Origin of the sequence: Herbaspirillum lusitanum P6-12 (genome assembly GCF_000256565.1) — a bacterium.
Classification (GTDB): Bacteria; Pseudomonadota; Gammaproteobacteria; order Burkholderiales; family Burkholderiaceae_D; genus Herbaspirillum; species Herbaspirillum lusitanum.
Genome location: NZ_AJHH01000674.1, coordinates 1 through 26,509, shown reverse-complemented (window position 1 = coordinate 26,509; position 26,509 = coordinate 1). Strand labels below are relative to the sequence as shown.

Genomic DNA, 26,509 nt, shown 5'->3' with positions numbered 1-26,509 from the left:
AAAGGGGCGCCGTTTTTTATGCGCGGAAACATTGCCGCCGACTTCGCATGGGAGCGCATATCGGACTATGAATGTTGACGAATCATGTTGAGCTGATTTGGTTTTTGTCCTACAATATGCGAATAAGAATTATTCTTATTTAAAATAATCCGCCTCAGGAATGCCGGCAACAACGTCCACCAGTTTCATCGGACCGGACGGCGCGCGCGACCACAACAAAACGACTCTGCGCGATCAACATGCAGCGGTGCAGTCGTCGCGAGGCAGCCAAAAATCTCGTACTAATATCCAGGTAGCCAGCTAGCAACATGCCAGTAACCGAACTCACTCAGGGGAATGGTTACCATGAAGCTATGCAAGAAAAAACTCGTCCTGGCGACGGCCGTCGTGCTGCAACAATGGGCGATGGCGCCCGCTATTGCACAACAAGCCGCACCACAAACCACGCAACAACTGGCGGCGCTGAATCGCCCGCTGGATGAAATCACCGTCACTGCCACGCGCGGCGTCGACAGCGACCTGAACCGTGTCGCGGCGACCGTCTCGGTAATCACCGCCGAAGAACTTGAACAACAAAACGCCAAGGACATCAAGGATGCCCTGCGCTATGAACCCGGCGTGGAAGTGCGCCGCTCGGTATATCGCGTCGGCGGCGTGACCGGTGCGTCGGCCACCATGGGGCGCGGCGGCAACGAAGGCATCAATATCCGCGGCCTGGAAGGCAATCGCGTCATGCTGCTGGAAGATGGCGTGGCCTTGCCGCGCGCATTCAGCCAGGGCACATTGAGCGCAGGTCGCGGCGCCTACACCGACACCGATCTGTATCAACGCATCGAAATCCTGCGCGGTCCGGCGTCGTCCATGTACGGCAGCGACGGCCTGACCGGGGTGGTCAACTTCGTCACCAAGGATCCGCAAGACCTGCTTAACGTCTTCGGCAAGAGCAGCTACTTTGCGTTGCGTCCTTCCTACGATTCCAGCGACAGCAGTTACGGCGCGACCGGCACCATGGCTTTCGGCAACGATCGCGTACAAGGCATGCTGGTGCTGAACGCGCGCCACGGTAACGAGACCGAAACCAACGGCAGCGTCGGCGGTACCGGCGCCGCGCGCACGAAGGCCGATCCGCTGACCTACAACAATCGCTCGGCGCTGGGCAAGCTGGTGTTCAAGATTGATCCGCGCAACATCTTCAAGCTGAGTTTCGAAACGGTGGAAAACAAGTTGCGCGGCGACAGCCTGTCCGCCGTCGCGGCGCCGACCATCACCGGCTATCAAAGCACCAGCGACGTCAAGAGCAACAAACTGCAGCTGCAATATGAACACGACGATACGAACAACCCGGTCTTCCAGAAACTGCGCGCCAATATCTACTACCGCGATTCGAAGACGAAGCAGTACTCCTTTGAAAACGGCGCCGCGCCAACGCGTCCGCGTTTTCGTGACATCAGCTACCAGGACGACATCTTCGGCGGCGGCGTGCTGGCCGAGAGCGGCTTCAATACCGGAGTCGTCAAGCACAAGCTGACTTACGGCGTCGACCTCAGCGTGGCCAAGTTGCAGATGGCGGCATCCGGCACCGGCTGGACTACCTGCACCGGCACGCAGTATTGCGAGTACTTTCCGAAAACTGAATACAGCGTGTTTGGTTCCTATGTGCAGGACGACATGCGCATCGGTGCATTGAGCATCGTCCCGGGCCTGCGTTACGACGCCTACAAGATCAAACCGGAAGCAAGCGCCAAATATGACGCGCAGGCCATCGCCAACAAGCAGCCGGCGTCAACCAGCAAGGACAGTGCGTTCTCGCCGCGCCTGGCCTTCATCTACGAAGTCGCACCAGCGTTCGCACCGTACGTGCAATACGCGCGCGGCTTCCGTTCGCCGTCGCCGCATGAGGTCAACTCCTATTTCAACAATGCCTCGCAGGGCTATTCGCAGATTGCCAATCCTGCCCTCAAGCCTGAGACCAGCAACTCCTACGAAATCGGTTTCCGCGGCAAGTTGCCGACGTCGGCCGGGCTGTTCAGCTACAGCACGGCGGCTTATGCCGGCGAGTATCGCAATTTCATCGACTCGGTATCCGTGGCGGGTGCCGGTACGGTGCTCAACCCGACCATCTTCCAATACGTGAATGCAGCCAAAGCATCCATCCACGGCTTTGAAGGACGTCTCGACTGGCGCATGGAAAACGGCATCTCGCTGAAGACCGGCTTCGCCTACACCAAGGGAACCACAACCGACCGGACCGGCAAGAAGACCGGGCTGGAATCGGTGGCGCCGTTGTCAGTGGTTGCCGGCGTGCGCTACGAACCGAGCCAGGTGTGGTTCGTGCAAAGCGATATCGTCTATAACGCCGCCAAGAAAAAAGAAGACATCGCGACGCCGACCAACTTCGTCTCGCCGTCGTTCTTCGTCATGGATCTGAGCTCAGGCTATCGCTTCAGCAAGAACGCCGTGCTGTACGCCGGCATCCGCAACCTGTTCGATCGCAAGTACTGGAACTGGACCGACATACGCGGCTTGTCGCTGCTTGACAGTGCAACCAACAAGGACGCCTACACCGAACCTGGCCGCAGCTTCAACGTCAGCATGAAGTTCGAATACTGATCACTCGTCAACCGCTGAAACCATTTAACCGAAAAGAGGTAAGAAATGAAATACACCAAACTGGGCGTGATGCTGCTGGCTGCAGGCGTCATCAGCATCGCGGCGTGTTCGACCACGCCGAACAGCAACCTGGCCGAACGCTGGTCGGCATTGCGTGTGGAGCAGCCCAAACTGCAACCGCGCGACGCCGCGCAGAAACTGAACGTCTCGGAAGCCGAACTGGTGGCGACCAATGTCGGCAAGGGCGCGACCCGTTTGCGCGATGGCGGCCCGGCCTACAAGGCGGTGTACGATCGGTTGCATGAGCTCGGTCAGATCAAGGCGATTACACGCAATGACAATGCCGTGCTGGAGCGCGTCGGTACGGTCACTCAGGCCAAGCTCAATGCAGACGGCCGCGTGATTCCGGGCACCGGATTTGCCGGTGGTCCGATCGACTTGCGTTTCGGCGCCGACCAATGGCGTTCGGCGTTCGCCGTGGTGCAGCCCGGCCGCGAAGGCAAGACAAGTCGCAGTCTGCAATTCTTCGACGTGCACGGCAACGCGGTGAACAAGGTGTATCTCGACAACGAAGCCGGCGTGGCGGCATTCGACAAACTGGTCGCCGACTTCAAGGCGCCGGAGCAATTGGCGTATCTGAGCGTCGACAAGGCGCCGGCCAAGGTCGTCACGAAACCTAACGTCGAAGTCGACGTCAAGGAGCTGCGCGACACCTGGAACGAGCTCAGCGACGTGCATGAATTCCCGCGCCTGCTCAAGGATCTGGGCATTACGCGCGAGCAGGCGCTGGACCTGATCGGCAAGGACGCCGCCTATCGCATCAGCGCGCAGTCGGTGCAGACCCTGCTCGACAGCGCAGCCCGGCAAGGGCAGCCGATCATGGTGTTCGTGAGCAATCCGGGCATGACGCAGATCTTCAGCGGCAAGATCACGAAAGTGAAGGCGACTGAAGAGTGGTACAACGTGCTGGATCCGGATTTCAACCTGCATTTGCGCCAGGCCGGCATTGACCGCGGCTGGGTGGTCAAGCGTCCGGCCAAGGATGGCGTGATCACTTCGGTGGAATTCTACGACGCCAAGGGTGAGCAGGTTGTCAACTTTTTCTCACGCCGGGATCGCAACAAGGAAGAGACGACAACCTGGCGCAATATTGTTGCCAATCTGACAAAGACTTCGTAATTTTGGTCCGGGTTGATTAAGAAAGCGTCAAAAACGTCGTAAAACAGTCACGGGGGTCAGGGCGCAGGGAGCTGCCCTTGACCCTTTTGCGTTTCAGGCATATACTCGCGAGTTCTCGAATTTGGGCTCTCCTGAGCTTAAGCGTTCTTTGGTCTGCTTCCGGCTTTCTTCGGCGCTTCTCTCGTTTTCTCTAAAATCGGTGTGCACAGGTTTCTTTCGTGCAAGTTTCTTGTTTAATTCCAAGCAACCGTTCCTGGAATTAATGTTATTAACGTCGTAAATTTTGTTGGATATAAAACGATGCCAACCATCAATCAATTGATTCGCAATCCACGCGTCTCCGCGATCGTGAAAAGCAAATCGCCGGCGCTGGAAAACAGCCCGCAAAAACGCGGCGTATGTACCCGCGTTTACACAACGACTCCTAAAAAGCCAAACTCCGCTTTGCGTAAAGTTGCAAAAGTGCGTTTGACCAACGGCTTCGAAGTGATTTCGTACATCGGTGGTGAAGGCCACAACCTGCAAGAACATAGTGTCGTGCTGCTGCGCGGCGGCCGTGTGAAGGATTTGCCGGGTGTGCGTTACCACATGGTTCGCGGTGCTCTGGATACCCAAGGCGTCAAGGATCGTAAGCAGGCTCGCTCGAAGTACGGTGCCAAGCGCGCCAAGGCAGCTAAGAAGTAATTGTTTTTTGTCGGGCGCAAGCCTGGTGAAATGTGTCGGTCCGTAACGGACCGAGTAAGTGGTTGGCTATGATGGCCGTCCGCGAGTGCGGCAAGAATTTATCTGCGCGCTCAACTGAAGACTGAAAGGAATTGAAATGCCACGTCGTCGTGAAGTACCCAAGCGGGATATCCTGCCTGATCCAAAGTTCGGCAATGTTGAAGTTGCTAAGTTCGTCAACGTGTTGATGTTGTCCGGCAAGAAGTCGGTCGCTGAAAACATCATCTACGGTGCGTTCGACCATATCCAAACCAAAACCGGTAAAGACCCGCTGGAAGTGTTCTCCGCTGCGCTGAACAACTGCAAGCCGCTGGTCGAAGTGAAGTCCCGCCGCGTCGGCGGCGCCAACTACCAGGTTCCGGTGGAAGTGCGTCCTGTCCGCCGTATGGCGTTGTCGATGCGTTGGTTGCGCGAAGCCGCAAACAAGCGTAGCGAAAAGTCCATGCCGCAACGTCTGGGTGGCGAGTTGATCGAAGCGGCTGAAGGCCGTGGCGGTGCGATGAAGAAGCGTGATGAAGTTCACCGTATGGCCGAAGCGAACAAGGCGTTCTCGCACTTCCGCTTCTAACAAGACTGTGCGGGGCTTTCCGGGTTTTTTGGAAAGGCTTCGCTTGTATCTAAAATTTGTTCGAGCCGAGCGACTATTTTACAAAAATGGCGCTCGGTTTCGCGCATTAAAGACTTAGGAATAAATCATGGCTCGCAAGACCCCCATTGAGCGCTACCGCAACATCGGTATTTCCGCTCACATTGACGCCGGTAAGACAACGACGACTGAGCGCGTTCTGTTCTACACGGGCGTGAACCACAAGATCGGCGAAGTGCATGATGGCGCCGCCACCATGGACTGGATGGAACAAGAGCAAGAGCGCGGTATCACCATTACCTCGGCTGCGACGACCTGTTTCTGGAAGGGCATGGCGAACAACTTCCCGGCCCACCACATCAACATCATCGACACCCCGGGCCACGTTGACTTCACGATTGAAGTTGAGCGTTCGATGCGCGTGCTCGACGGCGCCTGCATGGTCTACTGTGCGGTCGGCGGCGTTCAGCCGCAGTCGGAAACAGTCTGGCGTCAAGCGAACAAGTACAAGGTTCCACGTCTGGCGTTCGTCAACAAGATGGACCGTACCGGCGCGAATTTCTTCAAGGTGTACGATCAGATGCGTGCCCGCCTGAAGGCCAACCCGATCCCGATGCAAGTGCCTATCGGCGCCGAAGACAACTTCGAAGGCGTGATCGATCTGGTCAAGATGCGCGCGATTTACTGGGATGACGCCAGCCAGGGCATGAAGTTCGACTACCGTGACATTCCTGAGCATCTGAAGGCAGAAGCTCAAAAATGGCGCGAGAACATGGTCGAAGCGGCTGCTGAAGCATCCGAAGAACTGATGAACAAGTACCTGGAAGACGGCGATCTGAGCGAAGAAGAGATCAAGGCTGCGATCCGTCAGCGCACCATCGCCAGCGAAATCGTTCCGATGATGTGCGGCACCGCGTTCAAGAACAAGGGCGTGCAAGCCATGTTGGACGGCGTGATCGAATACCTGCCGTCGCCGGTCGATATTCCGCCTGTTCCGGGTCTGGATGAAGACGACGAGCCGGTTGTGCGTAAAGCGGAAGACACCGAGAAGTTCTCGGCGCTGGCATTCAAGATTGCAACCGACCCGTTCGTCGGTCAGCTGTGCTTCATCCGTTGCTACTCGGGCACCCTGAATTCGGGCGACACCGTGTTCAACTCGGTGAAGTCGAAGAAAGAGCGTATTGGCCGTATCGTTCAGATGCACGCCAACCAACGTGAAGAAATCAAGGAAATGCTGGCAGGCGACATCGCTGCCGTGGTCGGTCTGAAAGACACCACAACCGGCGACACCCTGTGCGACGACAAGGCTGTGGTCGTGCTGGAACGCATGGTCTTCCCTGAGCCTGTGATTTCGCAAGCTGTTGAGCCAAAGACCAAGGCCGACCAGGAAAAGATGGGCCTGGCGCTGAACCGTCTGGCTGCTGAAGATCCGTCGTTCCGCGTGCGTACCGACGAAGAATCGGGTCAAACGATTATCGCCGGTATGGGCGAGTTGCATCTGGACATTATCGTCGACCGCATGAAGCGTGAATTCAACGTTGAAGCGACCGTCGGCAAGCCACAAGTTGCTTACCGCGAAACCATCCGCAAGACTTGCGAAGAAATCGAAGGCAAGTTCGTCAAGCAATCCGGTGGTCGTGGTCAGTACGGTCACGTGGTCTTGAAGATCGAGCCGCAAGAACCGGGCAAGGGCTTCGAATTCGTTGACGCGATCAAGGGCGGTACCGTTCCTCGCGAATTCATCCCTGCAGTTGAAAAGGGTGTGCGTGAAACACTGAACTCCGGCGTGTTGGCCGGTTATCCAGTGGTTGACGTCAAGGTTACCCTGTTCTTCGGTTCCTACCATGATGTCGACTCGAACGAAAATGCGTTCCGCATGGCCGGTTCGATGGCGTTCAAGGATGGTTGCCGTAAAGCCAGCCCGGTCATTCTGGAGCCAATGATGGCCGTTGAAGTTGAAACACCGGAAGACTACGCCGGTACCGTGATGGGCGATCTGTCGTCCCGCCGCGGTATGGTGCAAGGCATGGATGAAATCGCTGGCGGTGGCGGCAAGATCATCAAGGCCGAAGTGCCGCTGTCGGAAATGTTCGGTTACTCGACTTCGTTGCGTTCGGCAACACAAGGTCGTGCGACATATTCGATGGAATTCAAGCACTACTCCGAAGCGCCGAAGAACGTCATCGACGCGATCGTTACTTCCAAGGCCAAGTAATTTAGTTTTGCGCATTCCCTGCGTTGGCAGGGGATGCGCTTTTAATTGTTGAGAAAATCGTTCTTTCTGAAGGAAATGCAAAATGGCAAAAGGTAAATTCGAGCGGACCAAGCCGCACGTGAACGTTGGCACGATTGGTCACGTTGACCACGGCAAGACCACACTGACAGCCGCAATCGCGACCGTGTTGTCGAAGAAATTCGGCGGCGAAGCGAAGGCCTACGATCAAATTGACGCAGCGCCGGAAGAAAAGGCACGCGGCATCACGATCAACACCGCGCACGTCGAATACGAAACCGCGAACCGTCACTACGCCCACGTTGACTGCCCAGGCCACGCCGATTATGTGAAGAACATGATCACCGGCGCCGCGCAGATGGACGGCGCGATCCTGGTTTGCTCGGCAGCAGACGGCCCGATGCCGCAAACCCGCGAACACATCCTGCTGTCGCGTCAAGTTGGCGTTCCTTACATCATCGTGTTCCTGAACAAGGCCGACATGGTCGATGATGAAGAGCTGCTGGAACTGGTCGAAATGGAAGTGCGCGAGCTGTTGACCAAGTACGAATTCCCAGGCGACGACCTGCCAATCATCAAGGGTTCGGCGAAGCTGGCCCTCGAAGGCGACACTGGCCCATTGGGCGAGCAAGCGATCATGGCACTGGCAGAAGCGCTGGACACCTACATCCCGACACCGGAACGTGCTGTTGACGGCGCCTTCCTGCTGCCAGTGGAAGACGTGTTCTCGATCTCCGGCCGCGGTACGGTTGTGACCGGTCGCGTCGAGCGCGGCATCGTCAAGGTCGGCGAAGCCCTGCAAATCGTCGGTATCCGCGACACGCAAGACACGGTTTGCACCGGCGTCGAAATGTTCCGCAAGCTGCTGGACCAAGGTCAGGCGGGCGACAACGTTGGCGTGCTGCTGCGCGGCACCAAGCGTGAAGACGTGGAGCGCGGCCAGGTGTTGGCCAAGCCAGGTTCGATCAAGCCGCACAAGCACTTCACCGGCGAGATCTATGTGTTGTCGAAAGACGAAGGCGGCCGTCATACGCCGTTCTTCAACAACTATCGTCCACAGTTCTACTTCCGTACCACGGACGTGACTGGCTCGATCGAGTTGCCGAAGGACAAGGAAATGGTCATGCCAGGCGACAACGTGTCGATCACCGTGATGCTGATCAACCCGATCGCGATGGAAGAAGGTCTGCGCTTCGCGATCCGCGAAGGCGGTCGTACCGTCGGCGCCGGCGTGGTTGCCAAGATCCTGCCTGACGCGTAATAGCTTCACTAGCAGTTATTTATCATTGCCGCGGATGGCTGTCATCCGCGGTTCGTTCTTTAAAGGAAAACCATGTCAGTTCCTAGCCAAAAAATCCGTATCCGCCTGAAGGCATTCGACTACCGTCTGATCGACCAATCCGCACAGGAAATCGTCGACACAGCAAAGCGCACCGGCGCCGTTGTCAAGGGTCCGGTTCCGCTGCCGACACGCATCCAGCGTTTCGACGTTCTGCGTTCGCCGCACGTCAACAAGACTTCGCGCGATCAATTCGAAATCCGCACGCACCAACGCCTGATGGACATCGTTGATCCGACCGACAAGACTGTCGATGCATTGATGAAGCTGGATCTGCCGGCTGGCGTTGATGTAGAAATCAAGCTGCAATAAGCTTTTGCGGTAAGTGTTGTAAAAAGTATGGCCGGGTAGGACTTTGACATACCACGACACTGTCGGGTATTGCAAATAAAAATTTACCCGGTTATACTGATCGGCTTCGGTGGAGTCGCGCTGGCTTTTTGTCCCGGCGATTTCACATATTTTAGTAGTACAAACATCAGCCCCGCCCAATCGCAGGCGGGAATGGAGAAAAACAATGAGCCTAGGCCTTGTTGGTCGCAAGGTTGGTATGATGCGTATCTTCACGGAAGACGGGGATTCTATTCCTGTGACCGTGTTGGATGTGTCGAACAACCGCGTGACCCAAATCAAAACGCCTGAAGTGGATGGTTATTCCGCTGTTCAGGTCGCATACGGTCAGCGTCGCGCCTCGCGTGTGACTAAAGCTGCTGCCGGTCACTACGCCAAAGCTGGCGTTGAAGCTGGTACCGTCCTGAAAGAATTCCGCATTGACGCAGCCAGGGCTGCCGAGTTGAAAGCTGGCGACGTCGTCGCTGCAAGCTTGTTCGAAGCTGGCCAGAAAGTGGACGTGCAAGGCGTGTCCATCGGTAAGGGCTACGCTGGTACGATCAAGCGCCACAACTTCGCATCCGGTCGCGCATCCCACGGTAACTCCCGTTCGCACAATGTTCCAGGCTCCATCGGTATGGCGCAGGATCCAGGTCGTGTTTTCCCTGGTAAGCGCATGACCGGTCACCTGGGTGACGTTACCTGCACAGTGCAAAACCTCGAGATCGCACGCATCGACGCTGAGCGTCAATTGCTGCTGGTCAAGGGTGCCGTGCCAGGCGCGAAGAACGGCCAAGTGGTCGTGTCGCCGGCAGTCAAAGTTAAAGCCAAGAAGGGAGCCTAATTCATGGAACTCAAGCTCCTGAATGATCAAGGTCAAGCCGCATCGAACGTCGCTGCTCCTGACACGATCTTTGGTCGTGACTACAACGAAGCGCTGATTCACCAGGTCGTCGTGGCTTATCAAGCCAATGCTCGCAGCGGTAACCGCAAGCAAAAAGACCGTGAAGAAGTGCACCATACAACCAAGAAGCCATGGCGCCAAAAGGGTACTGGCCGCGCTCGTGCCGGTATGTCGTCGTCGCCACTGTGGCGCGGCGGTGGTCGTATTTTCCCGAACTCGCCTGACGAAAACTTCTCGCACAAGGTCAACAAGAAGATGTATCGCGCAGGTGTCTGCTCGATTCTGTCCCAGTTGGCTCGCGAAGGTCGTCTGTCGATCGTCGAGAATTTCTCGGTCGAAGCACCGAAGACCAAGCTGCTGTCGGAAAAGCTGAAGGTCATGGGTCTGGATTCCGTGTTGGTCATCACTGACAACCTGGAAGAAAACCTGTTGCTGGCATCGCGCAATCTGCCGAACGTGCTGATTGTCGAGCCACGTCAAGCTGATCCAGTCTCCCTGGTGTTCTACAAGAAAGTGCTGATCACCAAGCAGGCACTGGCCAAGATTGAGGAGTTGCTGGCATGAACGCAATTAAACATAGCGAAGAGCGCTTGCTGAAAGTGCTGCTGGCGCCGGTGATCTCTGAAAAGGCAACCTTCGTCGCCGAGAAAAACGAGCAAGTCGTTTTTCTGGTGACGCAAGATGCGACCAAGCTGGAAGTCAAGGCTGCGGTCGAACTGCTGTTCAAGGTCCAAGTGGAGTCCGTTCAGGTCGCGAATCGTCAAGGTAAGCAAAAACGTTCCGGCCGTTCGGTTGGTCGTCGCAACCACACACGTCGCGCATTTGTCAGCCTGAAGCCTGGTCAAGAGATCAACTTCACCGAGGAGGCTAAATAATGGCACTCGTAAAAGTTAAGCCAACCTCGCCTGGTCGGCGTGGCATGGTCAAGGTCGTCAGCGACCTGTACAAGGGCCGTCCGTTTGCCGGCCTGATCGAAAAGAAGTCCAAGACCGCTGGTCGTAACAACAACGGTCACATCACCACCCGTCATATCGGTGGCGGCCACAAGCAACACTACCGTGTTATCGACTTCCGTCGCAACAAGGACGGTATCGTTGCCAAGGTCGAGCGTATTGAATACGACCCGAACCGTACTGCGCACATTGCTCTGCTGTGCTACGCAGACGGCGAACGCAAGTACATCATCGCTCCCAAGGGCATCGCAGTCGGCGACCAGCTGATCAGCGGCTCGGAAGCGCCGATCAAGGCTGGCAATTCGCTGCCGATCCGCAACATTCCTGTCGGTACAACAATCCACTGCGTGGAAATGCTGCCGGGCAAGGGCGCGCAAATCGCCCGTACCGCTGGCGCCGCTGTCGTGCTGATGGCACGCGAAGGTACTTACGCTCAGGTGCGTCTGCGCTCCGGTGAAGTGCGCCGCATTCACATCGAATGCCGTGCAACCATCGGTGAAGTCGGTAACGGCGAACACAATCTGCGCAAGATCGGTAAAGCGGGTGCCATGCGTTGGCGCGGCGTTCGTCCGACAGTGCGTGGTGTGGTCATGAACCCGGTCGATCACCCGCACGGTGGTGGTGAAGGTAAGACTGCAGCAGGTCGTCATCCAGTTTCGCCGTGGGGTCAGCAGACCAAGGGCAAGAAGACACGCAGCAACAAGCGTACGACTTCAATGATTGTCTCGCGCCGCGGCAAGAAATAAGGATAAAACATGACACGTTCATTGAAAAAAGGTCCATTCTGCGACGCTCACCTGGTCAAAAAGGTTGAGGCCGCTCAAGCGACTAAAGACAAGAAGCCAATCAAGACATGGTCCCGTCGTTCGACAATCATGCCGGATTTCATCGGCCTGACGATCGCGGTGCACAACGGCAAGCAGCACGTGCCGGTTTATGTGTCCGAAAACATGGTTGGTCATAAGCTCGGCGAATTCGCGCTGACCCGTACGTTCAAGGGTCACGCCGCCGATAAGAAGGCTAAGAAATAAGGTCCTATGATGGAAACTAAAGCTACCCTGCGTGGTGTGCATCTGTCGGCCCAGAAGGGCCGTCTGGTTGCAGACCTGATCCGCGGCAAAAAAGTTGATCAAGCACTGAATATCTTGGCCTTCAGCCCTAAAAAGGGTGCGGTCATCATCAAGAAGGTTCTGGAGTCCGCAATCGCGAACGCCGAACACAATGATGGCGCCGACATTGACGAGCTCAAAGTCACGACTATTTATGTGGAAAAAGGTACGGTCCTCAAGCGCTTCACAGCGCGTGCAAAAGGCCGTGGTGATCGTATTTCCAAGCAATCCTGTCACATTTACGTGACTGTCGGAAACTAAGGAGTCACGATGGGACAGAAGATTCATCCAACCGGTTTCCGTCTGGCGGTTACACGTAACTGGGGATCGCGCTGGTATGCAGGCAATAACAATTTTGCCAGCATGCTCAACGAAGATCTGAAGGTTCGTGCTTACCTGAAGACAAAACTGAAGAACGCTTCGGTTGGTCGCGTCGTTATCGAGCGTCCGGCGAAGAATGCCCGCATCACCATTTACAGCTCCCGTCCAGGCGTTGTGATCGGTAAGAAGGGTGAAGACATCGAAGTGTTGAAGGCAGCGCTGGCTAAATTGATGGGCGTGCCCGTGCACGTCAACATCGAAGAAATCCGCAAGCCGGAAGCCGATGCGCAACTGATCGCCGATTCGATCGCTCAACAGCTCGAAAAGCGCATCATGTTCCGTCGCGCCATGAAGCGTGCGATGCAAAACGCAATGCGTCTGGGTGCTCAGGGCATCAAGATCATGTCGTCCGGTCGTCTGAACGGCATCGAAATCGCCCGCAAGGAATGGTATCGCGAAGGCCGCGTGCCTCTGCACACCCTGCGTGCTGATATCGACTACGGCTTCGGCGAAGCACAAACCACCTACGGCATCATCGGTATCAAGGTTTGGGTTTACAAGGGCGATCGTCTGGCTAACGGCGATGCACCAGTGTTGGTCGGTGAGCCAGAAGACGACAAGAAGCGTCGCGGTCCACGTCGTGATGATGGCAAGCCAGGTGCTCGTCCTCGTCCGAAGACCGCCGGTGCTCCAGCAGGTGCGGGTGCCAAGCGTGCTCCACGTCAAACTGCCGATGCCGGTGTGTCGGCTGAGAAAGCAGGAGAATAATCATGCTGCAACCAGCACGTAGAAAATATCGTAAAGAACAAAAAGGTCGCAATACGGGTATCTCGCACTCGCGTGGTACTGCCGTATCGTTTGGCGAATTTGGTCTGAAGGCAGTTGGCCGTGGTCGTATCACGGCGCGTCAGATCGAAGCCGCTCGTCGTGCTATGACCCGTCACATCAAGCGTGGCGGTCGTATCTGGATCCGTGTTTTCCCGGACAAGCCGATTTCCCAAAAGCCTGCTGAAGTGCGTATGGGTAACGGTAAGGGTAATCCAGAATACTACGTGGCTGAAATTCAGCCAGGTAAGATGCTGTACGAGATGGATGGTGTTGACGAAGCTCTGGCGCGTGAAGCGTTCCGCTTGGCAGCAGCCAAATTGCCACTGTCGACGACTTTTGTTGTTCGTCAAGTCGGTCAATAATAGGAGCGGAATATGAAAGCATCTGAACTCCGTGGTAAAGACGAAGCGGCTCTGGCCAAAGAACTGAACGAGCTGTTGAAGGCTCATTTCAGCTTGCGCATGCAAGTGGCTACGCAGCAACTGAACAATACTGCGCAACTGAAGAAAGTACGTCGCGATATCGCACGTGTGAAAACAGTCATCAATTCGAAGGGTCAACAATGAACGATCAAGTGAAACAAGCGCTCAAGCGCACGCTGATTGGCAAGGTTGTGTCCGACAAGATGGATAAGACTGTTACCGTTCTGATCGAGCGTCACGTCAAGCATCCTCTGTACGGCAAAATCATCGTGCGTACCAACAAGTACCACGCTCATGATGAAGCCAACCAGGCGAAGACTGGCGACACCGTCGAGATCCAGGAAGGTCGTCCAATCTCCAAGACCAAAGCTTGGAGCGTGACACGCGTTGTACAAGTGGCACAAATAGTTTAAGTAGTGCTTGCTTACTCAGCATTATGGCGTCATAATGCTGAGCTCTCCTTTGCTTCTTGGTGTTTGGCGAAGCTGAGAGGCAAGATGCAGTTACGTAGCTTAATCGTCCCCTAACTAGCAGGTTCGCTTGCTAACAGGACCAAGACTGACCGCGATTCACATTGTGTGATTTAAGCGGATTAAGTTGGGAAAGAAAATATCATGATTCAAACTGAAAGCCGGCTCGAAGTGGCCGACAACACCGGTGCGCGCGAAGTTTTGTGCATCAAAGTCTTGGGTGGTTCCAAGCGCCGTTACGCAGGCATCGGTGACGTGATTAAAGTTACCGTGAAGAGCGCAGCTCCACGCGGTCGCGTCAAAAAAGGTGAAATTTACAACGCTGTCGTCGTTCGTACCGCCAAGGGCGTACGTCGTCAGGATGGTTCCTTGGTCAAGTTCGACAGCAATGCTGCTGTTCTGCTGAACGCCAAGCTTGAGCCTATCGGTACCCGTATTTTCGGGCCAGTTACTCGTGAGCTGCGTACAGAGCGCTTCATGAAGATCGTCTCTCTGGCGCCTGAAGTTCTGTAAGGAGTGGTCATGGGAAAGATTCGTAAGAACGATGAAGTCATCGTGCTGACCGGCAAAGACAAAGGTAAGCGCGGTGTGGTAACTCAGCGTGTCAGCGCTGATTACGTTGTTGTTGACGGCATTAACGTCGCTAAAAAAGCGACCAAGCCTAATCCAATGACTGGTGCAACTGGCGGCATCGTCGATAAGCTGATGCCAATTCATGTGTCGAACCTCGCATTGTTCAATGCGACGGCCGGCAAGGCAGATCGCGTGGGTTACAAGAGCGTGGACGGTAAGAAAGTCCGTGCTTATAAATCCAGCGGCGAAGTTGTTAAGGTTTAATAGATCATGGCACGTCTCCAAGAGTTCTATAAAGAAAAAGTCGTTGCCGACTTGACTGCTAAGTACGCTTATAAGTCGGTAATGGAAGTTCCGCGCATTCTGAAGATCACATTGAACATGGGTCTGTCGGAAGCTGTTGCGGATAAGAAAATCATCGAGCACGCTGTCGGCGATTTGACCAAGATTGCTGGTCAAAAGCCGGTCGTGACCAAGGCACGCAAGGCGATCGCGGGTTTCAAGATCCGTGAAGGCTATCCGATTGGTTGCATGGTGACCCTGCGTGGCGCCCAGATGTACGAGTTCCTGGATCGTTTCATCACCGTGGCTCTGCCGCGTGTGCGTGACTTCCGTGGTGTCTCCGGTCGTGCTTTCGATGGTCGTGGTAACTACAATATCGGTGTGAAAGAGCAGATCATTTTCCCCGAAATTGAATACGACAAAATCGATGCGCTGCGTGGCTTGAATATCAGCATCACGACAACCGCGAAGACCGACGACGAAGCGAAATCGCTCCTCGCCGCATTTAAATTCCCGTTCAGAAACTGAGGCTGCCATGGCAAAACTGGCACTGATTAACCGTGAACAAAAGCGTGCAGATCTGGTGAAGAAATACGCCGGCAAGCGCGCTGAGTTGAAGGCAATCATCGACGACCAATCCAAGTCGGAAGAAGAACGTTACGAAGCGCGCCTGAAGTTGCAAGCGCTGCCACGTAACTCTGCTCCGACCCGCCAACGTAATCGTTGCGCACTGACAGGTCGTCCACGTGGCACATTCCGTAAATTCGGTTTGGGCCGTATTAAGGTCCGTGAAATCGCCATGCGTGGTGAAATCCCGGGTTTGACTAAAGCCAGCTGGTAATAGGAGAACAAGCAATGAGTATGAGCGATCCTATCGCCGATATGCTGACCCGTATCCGCAATGCGCAAGTTGTGCAGAAAACGACAGTAGCAATGCCGTCGTCGAAAGTCAAAATCGCAATTGCTAACGTCCTCAAGGACGAGGGCTATATCGAAGACTTCGCCGTAGCAGAAGCCGGCGGCAAAGCAGAACTGAAAATCGGCCTGAAATACTACGCCGGTCGTCCAGTTATCGAGCGCCTCGAGCGCGTGTCGCGTCCTGGCCTGCGTATCTACAAAGGCAAAGACGAGATTCCTAACGTGATGAACGGCCTGGGTGTGGCAATCGTTTCCACTCCACGTGGCGTCATGACAGATCGCAAAGCGCGCGCTACCGGTGTCGGTGGCGAGGTGATTTGCTACGTGGCCTAAGGAGTGCAATATGTCTCGTGTTGGTAAAATGCCGATTGCACTGCCGGGTGGCGCGGAAGCGACCATTACTGCAGCGCAGATCACAGTAAAAGGCCCGTTGGGCTCGCTTTCCCAGCCATTGACTGGCCTGGTGAAAGTTGCAAACAACAATGGCACGCTGAACTTCGAAGTGGCAGATGACAGCCGCGAAGCGAATGCAATGTCCGGTACCCTGCGTGCGTTGGTCAATAACATGGTCAACGGTGTCACTAAGGGTTTCGAAAAGAAGCTGAACTTGGTTGGTGTGGGTTTCCGCGCTCAAGCACAAGGCGACAAGCTGAATCTGTCGCTGGGCTTTTCGCACCCGATCGTTCACCAGATGCCACAAGGCATCAAGTGTGAAACCCCGACTCAAACCGAGATCTTAATCAAGGGTATCGACCGCCAGGTAGTTGGCCAGGTCGCCGCTGAAATCCGTGCATATCGCCAGCCAGAGCCTTACAAGGGCAAGGGCGTTCGTTATTCGGATGAAGTGGTTGTACTCAAAGAAACCAAGAAGAAGTAATAGGGGTTGACGATGGACAAGAAACAATCACGTCTGCGCCGCGCGACTCAAACCCGTGCCAAGATCGCAGAATTAAAGGTCAATCGCCTGGCCGTGCATCGTACCAACACGCACATCTACGCGAGCATCATCGGCCCCGACGCAAACGTCCTGGCTTCGGCATCGACGTTGGAAGCGGAAGTTCGCCAACAACTGGCTGGCCAATCGGGCAAGGGCGGCAACGCTGCTGCCGCGACACTGGTAGGCAAGCGCGTCGCCGAGAAGGCACTGAAAGCCGGAGTCACCGAAGTAGCGTTTGACCGCTCCGGTTTCCGTTATCACGGCCGCGTCAAGGCGTTGGCTGAAGCTGCGCGTGAAGCCGGCCTGAAGTTCTAAGGAAAATCATCATGGCAAAAATGCAATCTAAAATGCAAAGCGACAAGCCGGATGACGGCATGCGCGAAAAAATGATCGCGGTCAACCGTGTCACCAAAGTGGTGAAGGGTGGTCGTATCATGGGTTTCGCAGCGCTGGCAGTTGTTGGTGACGGCGATGGCCGTATCGGCATGGGCAAGGGCAAGTCGAAGGAAGTGCCAGTTGCGGTGCAGAAGGCAATGGAAGAAGCCCGTCGCAAGATGATCAAGGTCACCTTGAAGAACGGCACCCTGCAACACACAGTGACCGGCAAGCACGGCGCGTCGTCGGTTTTGATGTCGCCAGCCAAAGACGGTACCGGTGTGATCGCCGGCGGCCCGATGCGCGCAATTTTCGAAGTGATGGGCGTGACCAACGTTGTTGCAAAGTCGAATGGTTCCACCAATCCTTACAACATGGTCCGTGCAACACTCGACGGTTTGGCCAAAATGAACACTCCAGCAGAAATTGCAGCCAAGCGCGGCAAGTCTGTTGAAGACATCCTGGGCTAAGGTGAAACAGATGGCAAACACAATCAAAGTACAACTGGTCAAAGGTCTGATCGGTACTCGCCAAGACCACCGTGCAACAGTGCGCGGTCTGGGACTGCGTCGCGTTAATTCGGTCTCCGAATTGCAAGACACTCCATCGGTTCGCGGCATGATCAACAAAGTGTCCTATCTTGTGAAAGTGGTTTCGTAAGCCTTGGGCTTGCGAACGGAGCAAATCATGGAATTAAACACAATCCAACCCGCAGATGGCGCCAAGCACTACAAGCGTCGCGTCGGTCGTGGTATCGGTTCTGGCTTGGGCAAGACTGCCGGTCGTGGTCACAAGGGACAAAAATCGCGTTCGGGCGGCTTCCATAAAGTCGGTTTCGAAGGCGGTCAGATGCCTCTGCAACGTCGTCTGCCAAAGCGCGGTTTCAAGTCGCTGGCAGCGCCGTACAAGGCTGAAGTCCGTTTGTCCGATCTGGAAAGCCTGCCGGTCACTGAAATCGATATCCTGGCGCTGAAGCAAGCCGGTGTCATCGGCGAACTGGCCAAGGTCGTCCGCATCATCCTGTCGGGTGAGCTGACCAAGAAAGTAACAGTCAAAGGTCTGATTGCTACCAAGGGCGCAAAAGCAGCTATCGAAGCTGCCGGCGGTTCGGTAGCTTAATCTGACGTTTGACGCGGAGCATTAATTGGCGACTACACCTCAACTTGCTAAAGGCGCTGCAAAAGGATTCCCCTGGAACCGTTTGTGGTTTTTGCTGGCGGCATTAGTTGTATATCGCATCGGTGCTCACATTCCTGTTCCAGGAATTGACCCGACGCAGTTGGCGCAATTGTTCAAACAAAACCAGGGCGGCATCTTGGGCATGTTCAACATGTTCTCCGGCGGCGCCCTGTCGCGTTTCACAATTTTCGCTCTTGGGATCATGCCGTACATTTCGGCGTCGATCATCATGCAGTTGCTGTCGGTGGTATCGCCGCAGCTCGAAGCGTTGAAAAAAGAAGGTGAAGCAGGGCGTCGCAAGATTACCCAGTACACCCGCTACGGCACCCTGGTGCTGGCAACGTTTCAGGCGCTGGGTATTGCCGTTGCACTGGAATCGCAAGCTGGTCTTGTGTTGGATCCGGGTCTGGCGTTCCGCCTGACGACGGTCGTGACGCTGGTGACCGGTACGATGTTCCTGATGTGGCTGGGCGAGCAGATTACAGAGCGCGGTTTGGGTAATGGCATTTCGATCATTATCTTCGCCGGTATCGCAGCTGGTTTGCCGAATGCATTGGGCGGCTTGTTTGAACTGGTTCGTACAGGTTCGATGAGCGCATTGTCGGCGATCCTGATTTGCGTGATTGTGGCGCTGGTGACGTTCCTGGTGGTGTTCATTGAACGCGGCCAACGCAAGATCCTGGTGAACTATGCGAAGCGTCAGGTCGGCAACAAGATCTACGGCGGGCAAAGCAGTCATTTGCCGCTGAAGCTGAACATGGCTGGCGTGATTCCTCCCATTTTCGCTTCGTCGATCATCTTGTTCCCGGCAACGATCACGAGCTGGTTCACTTCCGGCGATACATCGAATCCTTTCATTCGTTTCCTGAAGGATTTGGCTGCATCGATGGCGCCGGGCGAACCGATTCATGCGCTGCTGTATGCGATTGCAATTGTTTTCTTCTGTTTTTTCTACACTGCGTTGGTTTTCAACAGCAAAGAAACTGCAGATAACCTGAAAAAGAGCGGTGCGTTTGTTCCTGGTATTCGTCCTGGCGACCAGACAGCCCGTTACATCGACAAGATCTTGATGCGCTTGACGTTGGCCGGTGCGGTGTACATCACATTAGTTTGCTTGTTGCCTGAATTTTTGATCGCACGTTGGAAGGTGCCTTTCTACTTCGGTGGAACCTCTCTTCTGATTATTGTGGTCGTCACCATGGATTTCATGGCGCAGGTCCAGAATTATGTAATGTCTCAGCAGTATGAATCGTTGCTTCGCAAGGCAAATTTCAAGGGCGGTATGACTTCACGATAGGTGAAGGGTAGCGCCCAAAGGAACAGACGATCGAATGGCAAAAGACGACGTTATTCAGATGCAAGGCGAGATTCTGGAGAATCTGCCTAATGCGACATTCAGAGTTAAGTTGGAAAACGGACATGTTGTACTCGGCCATATTTCCGGGAAAATGCGGATGAACTATATTCGCATCCTTCCGGGAGATAAGGTCACGGTGGAACTGACTCCTTATGATTTGAGCCGGGCACGTATCGTGTTCCGTACCAAGTAGTGTGAAACGAACCTAGTATCGAAAGAAAGAGGGCCACAATGAAAGTGCTCGCATCAGTCAAGCGGATCTGCCGCAACTGCAAAATCATCAAGCGCAAAGGCGTAGTTCGTGTTATCTGCACAGAACCGCGTCATAAACAGCGCCAAGGTTAATTTAACGTTATTGATCGAGGAATAACGCATGGCACGTATTGCAGGGGTCAACATCCCCAACCATCAGCACACTGTAATCGGCTTGACAGCCATCTACGGTATTGGCCGTCCACGCGCGCAAGATATTTGCGTCGCCACCGGTGTCCCGACCAATAAAAAGGTCAAGGATCTGGACGATAACGAACTGGAAAAGCTCCGTGACGAAATTGCAAAATTCGTCGTCGAGGGTGACCTGCGTCGCGAACTGTCGATGAACATCAAGCGTTTGATGGACCTGGGCTGCTACCGTGGCATGCGTCACCGCAAGGGCTTGCCTTGCCGTGGCCAACGTACCCGCACTAATGCGCGTACTCGCAAGGGTCCACGTAAAGCCGCACAATCGTTGAAGAAATAATCCCGGCACCCGCTAGTCGATTACCGGATTCAAGGAAATAATTATGGCAAAGAGCCCAAATAACGCCGCAGCAGCACGCGTGCGCAAGAAAGTTAAGAAGAACGTTGCAGAAGGTATCGCTCACGTTCACGCTTCGTTCAACAATACCATCATCACGATCACGGATCGCCAAGGTAATGCTTTGTCTTGGGCGACTTCGGGTGGTGCCGGTTTCAAGGGTTCGCGTAAATCGACTCCGTTTGCTGCCCAGGTTGCTGCTGAAGCTGCCGGCAAGGTTGCAATCGAATGCGGCATCAAGAATCTGGAAGTGCGTATCAAGGGCCCAGGCCCAGGCCGTGAATCGGCTGTGCGCGCACTGAACAACCTGGGCATCAAGATCACCCAGATCCAGGACGTGACTCCGGTCCCGCACAACGGCTGCCGCCCACCAAAGCGTCGTCGTATCTAATCTGTAGTATAATCTTGCGCTTTCGCAGAACATGCGAAAGCGTTGGAAATCACCCGCCAATGACCTTGGCGGGTTTTGTTCTTAAGCCCACTGTTTGATAGCAGGCAGATCAAACTAGCGTTCAGGCCGGCGACGGCCTTGGAACGTCATTCAATTAAAGGAAATACCGTGGCACGTTATATCGGACCTAAAGCAAAACTTTCCCGCCGTGAAGGCACCGACCTGTTCCTGAAGAGCGCACGCCGCTCGCTGGATTCCAAGTGCAAACTGGATTCCAAGCCAGGTCAACACGGTCGCACTTCCGGTGCTCGCACTTCGGACTACGGCAACCAATTGCGCGAAAAGCAAAAGGTCAAGCGTATCTACGGCGTGCTCGAGCGTCAATTCCGCCGCTACTTCGCAGAAGCCGACCGCCGCAAGGGCAACACCGGCGAAACGCTGCTGAAGCTGCTGGAAGCCCGTCTGGACAACGTCGTTTATCGTATGGGTTTCGGTTCGACCCGTGCTGAAGCGCGTCAACTGGTTTCGCACAAGGCGCTGACCGTCAACGGTATCGTCGTGAACATCGCGTCGTATCAGGTCAAGGCCGGCGACGTCGTCGCCGTCCGTGAAAAGGCCAAGAAGCAAGTGCGTATCGCCGAAGCCCTGTCGCTGGCTGAGCAATCCGGTTTCCCATCGTGGGTTTCCGTCGATGCCAAGAAGCTGGAAGGCACTTACAAGACTTCCCCGGACCGTAACGAAATCGCCAACGACGTCAACGAATCGCTGATCGTCGAACTGTATTCGCGTTAATCCGTATCCTGAGTTTTTCCTGTGCCCACCTTCTTGGTGGGCATTTTTCCGACATGCCATCAGCCTTATCGGTGTAACGAACCGAGGGTATTGAAGAGGACATTTCATGCAAAATAGTTTGTTGAAGCCACGTATCATCGAAGTTGAAGCACTGGGCGCCGGTCACGCGAAGGTCGTGATGGAGCCGTTCGAGCGTGGCTATGGCCACACCCTGGGCAACGCGCTGCGCCGCGTTCTGCTGTCGTCGATGATCGGTTACGCCCCGACCGAAGTCACCATCGCCGGCGTCGTACATGAGTATTCTTCCCTCGACGGCGTGCAGGAAGACGTCGTTGACATCCTGTTGAACCTGAAGGGCGTCGTGTTCAAGTTGCATAACCGCGACGAAGTCACACTGACCCTGAAGAAAGAAGGCGAAGGCGTTGTTCTGGCATCGGATATCGATCTGCCGCACGATGTCGAGCTGATCAATCCGGATCACGTGATCGCCAATCTGACCGCAGGCGGCAAGCTGGACATGCAGATCAAGGTCGAAAAGGGTCGCGGCTATGTGCCGGGCAACGTTCGCCGTCTGTCCGAAGATGCCAACAAGACCATCGGCCGCATCATCCTGGACGCTTCGTTCTCGCCAGTGCGCCGGGTTTCCTACGCTGTCGAATCGGCTCGCGTGGAACAACGTACCGATCTGGACAAGCTGGTCATGAACATCGAGACCAACGGCGTCATCACCCCGGAAGAAGCGATCCGCCAGTCGGCCCGCGTCCTGGTCGATCAACTGAATGTGTTCGCCGCCCTGGAAGGCACCGAAGCGACTGCCGAAGCTCCATCGCGCGCACCGCAAGTCGATCCTATCCTGCTGCGTCCGGTCGACGACCTGGAACTGACTGTCCGTTCGGCAAACTGCCTGAAGGCCGAAAACATCTACTACATTGGCGATCTGATCCAACGTAGCGAGAATGAACTGCTGAAGACGCCGAACCTGGGCCGCAAGTCCCTGAACGAAATCAAGGAAGTTCTGGCATCCCGCGGTCTGACCCTGGGCATGAAGCTGGAAAACTGGCCGCCAGCCGGCCTGGAAAAGTAATTTTGCAATGATGGTGAGCGTTTGAAAAATCGCTCACCATGCAAAGCAAGGCAACAGAAGCACCAAGTCCTGGCGACAGGCACTAACCCAATCGATACCGGTCCGCGGCAGCCAGACACTGCCGATAGAAGAACTGGATTAAAACTGTAATCTGAAAGGAAATATCATGCGTCACCGTCACGGTCTCCGTAAACTGAATCGTACTTCCTCGCACCGCCTGGCAATGCTGCGCAACATGACAGTATCCCTGCTGCGCCACGAAGCCATCAAGACAACTCTGCCAAAAGCCAAGGAACTGCGCCGCGTCGTCGAGCCTATCCTGACTCTGGGCAAGACCGATACACTGGCCAACAAGCGCCTGGCATTCTCCCGTCTGCGCGACCGCGAAATCGTCGGCAAGCTGTTCTCCGAACTGGGCCCACGTTACGCAGCACGTAATGGCGGCTACCTGCGCATCCTGAAAATGGGCTTCCGCGTCGGCGACAATGCTCCTATGGCTTTCGTTGAACTGGTTGATCGTCCGGACGTCTCGGAAGAAGCGCCAAGCGTCGAGTAATCACGCTGCTGCATGCTGACATCGCGTCAAGCACGATGGAAGAAAAAAGCCAGGCCATGCCTGGCTTTTTGCATTTCGGGACATTGCAATACCGCGCGGTCTAATCTGTCAAACTTGACCGGCCGGATTGCAACAAGCATGCGCAAATACGGTCGAACCGCTTGCCGCCGGTTGCAAGTTTCAATTCGCGCGGATCGATCAGCTGTCGCAGGCGCATCGGCGACATGCCCGGCGTTACAAAACCGGCAAACAAGCCAACAACAATGGAGCGCCCGCGCGGCGCTAGGGATGATATGACGGAGCCATCGATACTGTCGGTCAGTAAGCTGCACAAGGCATTCGGCGCCGGCGCGCAACGCGTCGCCATCATCAACGACCTGAGCTTCGCTCTGCGTCCCGGCGAGTGCTACGGCCTGCTCGGCCCCAACGGCGCCGGCAAGACCACCACGCTGCGTCTGTGCCTCGGGCTGGCCACCCCCGACAGCGGCGAGATCCGGCTCGGCGGCAAGGCCATCCCGGACCAGGCGCGCGCCGCACGCATGCGCGTCGGCGTGGTGCCGCAAGCCGACAACCTCGATCCCGACTTCACCGTGCAGGAGAATTTGCTGGTGTTCGCGCGCTACTTCGGCATCGCTGACGCGACGATGGCGCAGCGCATTCCCGAGTTGCTCGAGTTCGCCAACCTGACGGCAAAGAAGGATGCGCGTATCGCCGAATTGTCCGGCGGCATGAAGCGGCGCCTGACGCTGGCGCGCGCCCTGGTCAACGATCCCGACCTGATCTTCATGGACGAGCCGACCACCGGTCTCGATCCGCAGGCGCGCCACATGATCTGGGAGCGCCTCAAGAACCTGCTGGCGCGCGGCAAGACCATCTTGCTGACCACCCACTTCATGGATGAGGCGGAGCGCCTGTGCGATCGCCTGGCGGTGATCGATCACGGCAAGATGATCGCCGAAGGCTCGCCGCCGGATCTGATCGCGCAGCACATCGAAGCGGAGGTGCTCGAGATCTACGGCGAAAATGCCAGATCCTGGGCCGAGCAGCACGGCCGCAGCCATGCCTCGCGCGTTGAATACAGCGGCGAGACGGTGTTCTGCTACACCAACGATGCACAGGCGCTGCTGGCCACCTTGAAGCACGTCCCAGGCGTGCGTTACATGCACCGCCCGGCCAACCTCGAAGATCTCTTCCTCAAACTCACAGGCCGCGAAATGCGCGATTAAAATCACATGACGACAATCTACGCACCGCCGGTATTTTCGCTGCGCTTCTATCCGATCTGGCGCCGCAATTTCCTGGTCTGGAAAAAGCTCATGGCGGCCAGCATCATCGGCAACATCGCCGAGCCGCTGATCACGCTGATCGCCTTCGGCTACGGCCTCGGCAGCATCCTCAAGGAAATCGACGGCATTCCCTACATTCACTATCTCGCTTCGGGCTCGATCTGCATGTCGGTGATGATGGCCTCGTCGTTCGAAGCGCTGTATTCGGCCTACTCGCGCATGAGTGTGCAACGCACCTGGGACGCGCTGATGAATGCGCCGCTGGCGCTCGACGACATCGTCCTCGCCGAACTGCTATGGGCCGCCACCAAGTCCTTGTTCAGCGGCGTCGCCATCCTGTGCGTGATGTTCGCGCTCGGCATCGGCCTGCACCCGCAAGTGTTGCTGGTGCTGCCGTTGCTGTTCCTGGCCGGCATGACTTTCAGCGCACTCGGGCTGATCATGAATGCGCTCGCCAAGGGCTATGATTTTTTCACCTACTATTTCACGCTGATCCTCACGCCGATGACCTTCCTGTCGGGCGTGTATTATCCGGTTGCGCAGTTGCCGTCATGGCTGCAAACGGTGTCGCAATTCCTGCCGCTGAGTGCCGCCGTGAATCTGGTGCGTCCGCTCGTGCTGGGCGGCTGGCCGCAGGCGCCGCTGCTGGATCTGGCGGTGCTGGCTTTTTATTGCTGCGCGGGATTCTATGTCGCGGTGATCTTCACGCGGCGACGCTTCTGAATGTCTGACGCAAACGGGAGAGATGTCATGGAACAAGTGCTGGTCGTATTGACCAACGTGCCCGACGCCGAACTGGCGAAATCGCTGGCGCACACGCTGGTGGAGCGCCGCTTGGCGGCCTGCGTGAATATCATGCCTGCGGTACAGTCGATATATCGGTGGCAGGGCGCCGTCGAGCACGCCAGCGAAGTAAGCTTGGTGATCAAGAGCACACAGGCGCGCTATGCCGAACTCGAAGCGGCGATCGTCGCCGCGCATCCTTACGACGTGCCGGAAATCATCGCCTTGCCGATTGCCGCCGGCTTGCCCGCCTACCTGAATTGGATCGTTGCAGAAACCGGGAAAGAATTGCATGTTTAAGCGCTTGCTGGTCGCCGTACGTGGCGGCTTTTTGATCAAATTATTGCTGGCCGCCGTGTTGGCGATCTCGCTGACGCCTGCAAGCGCATCGGCGGAAGAGTATCTCGCGCCGGAAGCGGCCTTCCGTTTTTCCGCCGTGATGGTTGACGCGCGCACGCTGCAGATCACCTACGCAATCGCCGACGGCTACTACATGTACCGCGACCGTTTCCATTTCAAGGCCGACGGCGCCACCCTGGGTCAACCTGACTTTCCGCATGGCAAGGTCAAGTACGACGAGAATTTCCAGAAGGAAGTCGAAACCTATCGCAACAGCGTCAGCATCCGCATCCCGGTTGAGGCGGGCGCCTCCGGCGACACATTCAAACTGATCGCGACCGCGCAAGGTTGCGCCGACAAGGGCCTGTGCTATCCGCCGATGAATACCGCTGCGGAGATGTCGACGAGCGCCGTCGGCAAGGTGGTCGGACCGGCGGATGCATCCGGCAACGCCGCCTTCATCAGCATGGCGGGAAGCGGCTCCGACATGGACAGGATCAGCGCGGCGCTCAAGAGCGGCAAGCTGCCGGCCGTGCTGTCGCTGTTCTTCCTGCTCGGCGTCGGCCTTTCGTTCACGCCCTGCGTGCTGCCGATGGTGCCGATCCTGTCGTCCATCATCGTCGGCGAAGGCGCGCAGGCCAAGCGCGGCCGCGGCTTGCTGCTCTCGGCCGTCTATGTGCTCGGCATGGCGCTGGTGTATACCGCGCTGGGCATCGCCGCCGGCCTGATCGGCGAAGGCCTGTCGGCGGCGCTGCAGAATCCCTGGGTGCTGACGGCGTTCGCGCTGCTGATGGTCGGCTTGTCGCTGTCGATGTTCGACTACTATCAACTGCAGGTGCCGGCGGCATGGCAAT

39 protein-coding genes are annotated in these 26,509 nt (G+C 56.0%); all 39 read left to right on the top strand.

Translation table 11 applies throughout. From position 1 onward, the window contains the following. Positions 1 to 345 precede the first annotated feature (345 nt). Positions 346 to 2,610 (top strand): TonB-dependent hemoglobin/transferrin/lactoferrin family receptor, encoded by a 2,265-nt coding sequence (locus HLUSI_RS0122135; protein ID WP_016836045.1) that lies wholly within the window; start codon positions 346 to 348, stop codon positions 2,608 to 2,610. Between the two features lie 45 nt (positions 2,611 to 2,655). Then, positions 2,656 to 3,789: a hemin-degrading factor gene (locus HLUSI_RS0122130; RefSeq protein ID WP_016836044.1), complete on the top strand. Its 1,134-nt coding sequence runs from the start codon at positions 2,656 to 2,658 to the stop codon at positions 3,787 to 3,789. Between the two features lie 300 nt (positions 3,790 to 4,089). Next, positions 4,090 to 4,473, top strand: coding sequence for a 30S ribosomal protein S12 (gene rpsL / locus HLUSI_RS0122125; RefSeq protein WP_016836043.1), 384 nt, complete (start codon positions 4,090 to 4,092; stop codon positions 4,471 to 4,473). A gap of 136 nt (positions 4,474 to 4,609) precedes the next feature. Then, positions 4,610 to 5,080: a 30S ribosomal protein S7 gene (gene rpsG / locus HLUSI_RS0122120; protein WP_016836042.1), complete on the top strand. Its 471-nt coding sequence runs from the start codon at positions 4,610 to 4,612 to the stop codon at positions 5,078 to 5,080. 127 nt (positions 5,081 to 5,207) lie between these two features. After that, positions 5,208 to 7,313: an elongation factor G gene (gene fusA, locus HLUSI_RS0122115; RefSeq protein WP_016836041.1), complete on the top strand. Its 2,106-nt coding sequence runs from the start codon at positions 5,208 to 5,210 to the stop codon at positions 7,311 to 7,313. 82 nt (positions 7,314 to 7,395) lie between these two features. Then, the gene (gene tuf, locus HLUSI_RS0122110; RefSeq protein WP_016836040.1) at positions 7,396 to 8,592 is read left to right on the top strand and encodes an elongation factor Tu; all 1,197 of its coding nucleotides are present in this window, start codon (positions 7,396 to 7,398) and stop codon (positions 8,590 to 8,592) included. Between the two features lie 72 nt (positions 8,593 to 8,664). Further along, entirely contained in the window at positions 8,665 to 8,982 is a 318-nt protein-coding gene (gene rpsJ / locus HLUSI_RS0122105) for a 30S ribosomal protein S10 (protein WP_016836039.1), read from the top strand. A gap of 205 nt (positions 8,983 to 9,187) precedes the next feature. Further along, complete coding sequence (gene rplC / locus HLUSI_RS0122100) at positions 9,188 to 9,844, top strand: 50S ribosomal protein L3 (protein WP_016836038.1); 657 nt, start codon at positions 9,188 to 9,190, stop codon at positions 9,842 to 9,844. A gap of 3 nt (positions 9,845 to 9,847) precedes the next feature. After that, entirely contained in the window at positions 9,848 to 10,468 is a 621-nt protein-coding gene (gene rplD, locus HLUSI_RS0122095; RefSeq protein ID WP_016836037.1) for a 50S ribosomal protein L4, read from the top strand. Then, a complete protein-coding gene (rplW, locus tag HLUSI_RS0122090; RefSeq protein ID WP_016836036.1) occupies positions 10,465 to 10,779 on the top strand; it encodes a 50S ribosomal protein L23 in 315 nt (104 codons plus the stop codon). The genes rplD and rplW overlap by 4 nt, the downstream gene beginning before the upstream one ends. Then, complete coding sequence (gene rplB, locus HLUSI_RS0122085) at positions 10,779 to 11,603, top strand: 50S ribosomal protein L2 (RefSeq protein ID WP_029363885.1); 825 nt, start codon at positions 10,779 to 10,781, stop codon at positions 11,601 to 11,603. The genes rplW and rplB overlap by 1 nt, the downstream gene beginning before the upstream one ends. Positions 11,604 to 11,612: 9 nt before the next feature. Next, complete coding sequence (gene rpsS, locus HLUSI_RS0122080) at positions 11,613 to 11,888, top strand: 30S ribosomal protein S19 (protein WP_007875308.1); 276 nt, start codon at positions 11,613 to 11,615, stop codon at positions 11,886 to 11,888. Positions 11,889 to 11,894: 6 nt separating this feature from the next. Beyond that, complete coding sequence (gene rplV, locus HLUSI_RS0122075; RefSeq protein WP_016836033.1) at positions 11,895 to 12,227, top strand: 50S ribosomal protein L22; 333 nt, start codon at positions 11,895 to 11,897, stop codon at positions 12,225 to 12,227. A gap of 9 nt (positions 12,228 to 12,236) precedes the next feature. Further along, on the top strand, positions 12,237 to 13,055 hold the full coding sequence (gene rpsC / locus HLUSI_RS0122070; protein ID WP_016836032.1) for a 30S ribosomal protein S3: 819 nt from the start codon (positions 12,237 to 12,239) through the stop codon (positions 13,053 to 13,055). 2 nt (positions 13,056 to 13,057) lie between these two features. Then, entirely contained in the window at positions 13,058 to 13,477 is a 420-nt protein-coding gene (rplP, locus tag HLUSI_RS0122065) for a 50S ribosomal protein L16 (protein WP_007875315.1), read from the top strand. A 12-nt stretch (positions 13,478 to 13,489) separates the two neighbouring features. Beyond that, positions 13,490 to 13,681, top strand: a complete 192-nt coding sequence (gene rpmC / locus HLUSI_RS0122060) for a 50S ribosomal protein L29 (RefSeq protein ID WP_016836031.1) — start codon at positions 13,490 to 13,492, stop codon at positions 13,679 to 13,681. After that, positions 13,678 to 13,950 carry a 30S ribosomal protein S17 gene (gene rpsQ, locus HLUSI_RS0122055; RefSeq protein ID WP_016836030.1) on the top strand — a complete coding sequence of 91 codons (273 nt, stop codon included), beginning with the start codon at positions 13,678 to 13,680 and terminating at the stop codon, positions 13,948 to 13,950. Before rpmC ends, rpsQ begins: the two co-directional genes overlap by 4 nt. Positions 13,951 to 14,151: 201 nt before the next feature. Then, entirely contained in the window at positions 14,152 to 14,520 is a 369-nt protein-coding gene (rplN, locus tag HLUSI_RS0122050; RefSeq protein ID WP_016836029.1) for a 50S ribosomal protein L14, read from the top strand. Positions 14,521 to 14,529: 9 nt separating this feature from the next. Next, positions 14,530 to 14,844, top strand: coding sequence for a 50S ribosomal protein L24 (gene rplX, locus HLUSI_RS0122045; RefSeq protein WP_016836028.1), 315 nt, complete (start codon positions 14,530 to 14,532; stop codon positions 14,842 to 14,844). A gap of 6 nt (positions 14,845 to 14,850) precedes the next feature. Next, positions 14,851 to 15,390, top strand: a complete 540-nt coding sequence (gene rplE / locus HLUSI_RS0122040; RefSeq protein WP_016836027.1) for a 50S ribosomal protein L5 — start codon at positions 14,851 to 14,853, stop codon at positions 15,388 to 15,390. Positions 15,391 to 15,397: 7 nt separating this feature from the next. Continuing rightward, positions 15,398 to 15,703 carry a 30S ribosomal protein S14 gene (gene rpsN, locus HLUSI_RS0122035; RefSeq protein ID WP_007875333.1) on the top strand — a complete coding sequence of 102 codons (306 nt, stop codon included), beginning with the start codon at positions 15,398 to 15,400 and terminating at the stop codon, positions 15,701 to 15,703. 14 nt (positions 15,704 to 15,717) lie between these two features. Beyond that, positions 15,718 to 16,113 carry a 30S ribosomal protein S8 gene (gene rpsH, locus HLUSI_RS0122030; RefSeq protein WP_007875335.1) on the top strand — a complete coding sequence of 132 codons (396 nt, stop codon included), beginning with the start codon at positions 15,718 to 15,720 and terminating at the stop codon, positions 16,111 to 16,113. A gap of 10 nt (positions 16,114 to 16,123) precedes the next feature. Continuing rightward, positions 16,124 to 16,657, top strand: a complete 534-nt coding sequence (gene rplF, locus HLUSI_RS0122025) for a 50S ribosomal protein L6 (RefSeq protein ID WP_016836026.1) — start codon at positions 16,124 to 16,126, stop codon at positions 16,655 to 16,657. A gap of 12 nt (positions 16,658 to 16,669) precedes the next feature. Next, on the top strand, positions 16,670 to 17,032 hold the full coding sequence (gene rplR, locus HLUSI_RS0122020) for a 50S ribosomal protein L18 (RefSeq protein WP_016836025.1): 363 nt from the start codon (positions 16,670 to 16,672) through the stop codon (positions 17,030 to 17,032). A gap of 11 nt (positions 17,033 to 17,043) precedes the next feature. Then, positions 17,044 to 17,562, top strand: coding sequence for a 30S ribosomal protein S5 (rpsE, locus tag HLUSI_RS0122015; protein ID WP_016836024.1), 519 nt, complete (start codon positions 17,044 to 17,046; stop codon positions 17,560 to 17,562). A 10-nt stretch (positions 17,563 to 17,572) separates the two neighbouring features. Then, the gene (rpmD, locus tag HLUSI_RS0122010) at positions 17,573 to 17,752 is read left to right on the top strand and encodes a 50S ribosomal protein L30 (RefSeq protein WP_007875342.1); all 180 of its coding nucleotides are present in this window, start codon (positions 17,573 to 17,575) and stop codon (positions 17,750 to 17,752) included. Between the two features lie 27 nt (positions 17,753 to 17,779). Next, positions 17,780 to 18,211 carry a 50S ribosomal protein L15 gene (gene rplO / locus HLUSI_RS0122005; protein ID WP_029363883.1) on the top strand — a complete coding sequence of 144 codons (432 nt, stop codon included), beginning with the start codon at positions 17,780 to 17,782 and terminating at the stop codon, positions 18,209 to 18,211. A gap of 25 nt (positions 18,212 to 18,236) precedes the next feature. Further along, on the top strand, positions 18,237 to 19,568 hold the full coding sequence (gene secY / locus HLUSI_RS0122000; protein ID WP_029363882.1) for a preprotein translocase subunit SecY: 1,332 nt from the start codon (positions 18,237 to 18,239) through the stop codon (positions 19,566 to 19,568). Between the two features lie 34 nt (positions 19,569 to 19,602). Continuing rightward, on the top strand, positions 19,603 to 19,821 hold the full coding sequence (infA, locus tag HLUSI_RS0121995) for a translation initiation factor IF-1 (protein WP_005663428.1): 219 nt from the start codon (positions 19,603 to 19,605) through the stop codon (positions 19,819 to 19,821). A 38-nt stretch (positions 19,822 to 19,859) separates the two neighbouring features. Next, positions 19,860 to 19,973, top strand: a complete 114-nt coding sequence (rpmJ, locus tag HLUSI_RS31975; RefSeq protein ID WP_014004415.1) for a 50S ribosomal protein L36 — start codon at positions 19,860 to 19,862, stop codon at positions 19,971 to 19,973. A 28-nt stretch (positions 19,974 to 20,001) separates the two neighbouring features. Then, positions 20,002 to 20,367: a 30S ribosomal protein S13 gene (rpsM, locus tag HLUSI_RS0121990; RefSeq protein WP_016836021.1), complete on the top strand. Its 366-nt coding sequence runs from the start codon at positions 20,002 to 20,004 to the stop codon at positions 20,365 to 20,367. Between the two features lie 43 nt (positions 20,368 to 20,410). Beyond that, positions 20,411 to 20,815 (top strand): 30S ribosomal protein S11, encoded by a 405-nt coding sequence (gene rpsK / locus HLUSI_RS0121985; RefSeq protein WP_016836020.1) that lies wholly within the window; start codon positions 20,411 to 20,413, stop codon positions 20,813 to 20,815. A 168-nt stretch (positions 20,816 to 20,983) separates the two neighbouring features. After that, on the top strand, positions 20,984 to 21,607 hold the full coding sequence (gene rpsD / locus HLUSI_RS0121980; RefSeq protein ID WP_016836019.1) for a 30S ribosomal protein S4: 624 nt from the start codon (positions 20,984 to 20,986) through the stop codon (positions 21,605 to 21,607). Positions 21,608 to 21,713: 106 nt separating this feature from the next. Continuing rightward, a complete protein-coding gene (locus HLUSI_RS0121975) occupies positions 21,714 to 22,691 on the top strand; it encodes a DNA-directed RNA polymerase subunit alpha (RefSeq protein WP_029363881.1) in 978 nt (325 codons plus the stop codon). 166 nt (positions 22,692 to 22,857) lie between these two features. Next, entirely contained in the window at positions 22,858 to 23,247 is a 390-nt protein-coding gene (gene rplQ / locus HLUSI_RS0121970; RefSeq protein ID WP_007875352.1) for a 50S ribosomal protein L17, read from the top strand. Positions 23,248 to 23,540: 293 nt separating this feature from the next. Continuing rightward, positions 23,541 to 24,473, top strand: coding sequence for an ATP-binding cassette domain-containing protein (locus HLUSI_RS0121965; protein WP_016836016.1), 933 nt, complete (start codon positions 23,541 to 23,543; stop codon positions 24,471 to 24,473). A gap of 6 nt (positions 24,474 to 24,479) precedes the next feature. After that, positions 24,480 to 25,256, top strand: a complete 777-nt coding sequence (locus tag HLUSI_RS0121960; protein WP_016836015.1) for an ABC transporter permease — start codon at positions 24,480 to 24,482, stop codon at positions 25,254 to 25,256. Positions 25,257 to 25,283: 27 nt separating this feature from the next. Next, positions 25,284 to 25,616, top strand: a complete 333-nt coding sequence (cutA, locus tag HLUSI_RS0121955; RefSeq protein WP_016836014.1) for a divalent-cation tolerance protein CutA — start codon at positions 25,284 to 25,286, stop codon at positions 25,614 to 25,616. Further along, positions 25,609 to 26,509, top strand: a 901-nt coding sequence (locus HLUSI_RS0121950; RefSeq protein ID WP_016836013.1) for a cytochrome c biogenesis protein CcdA, incomplete at its 3' end; no start/stop codon positions are given. The genes cutA and HLUSI_RS0121950, both read left to right, overlap by 8 nt.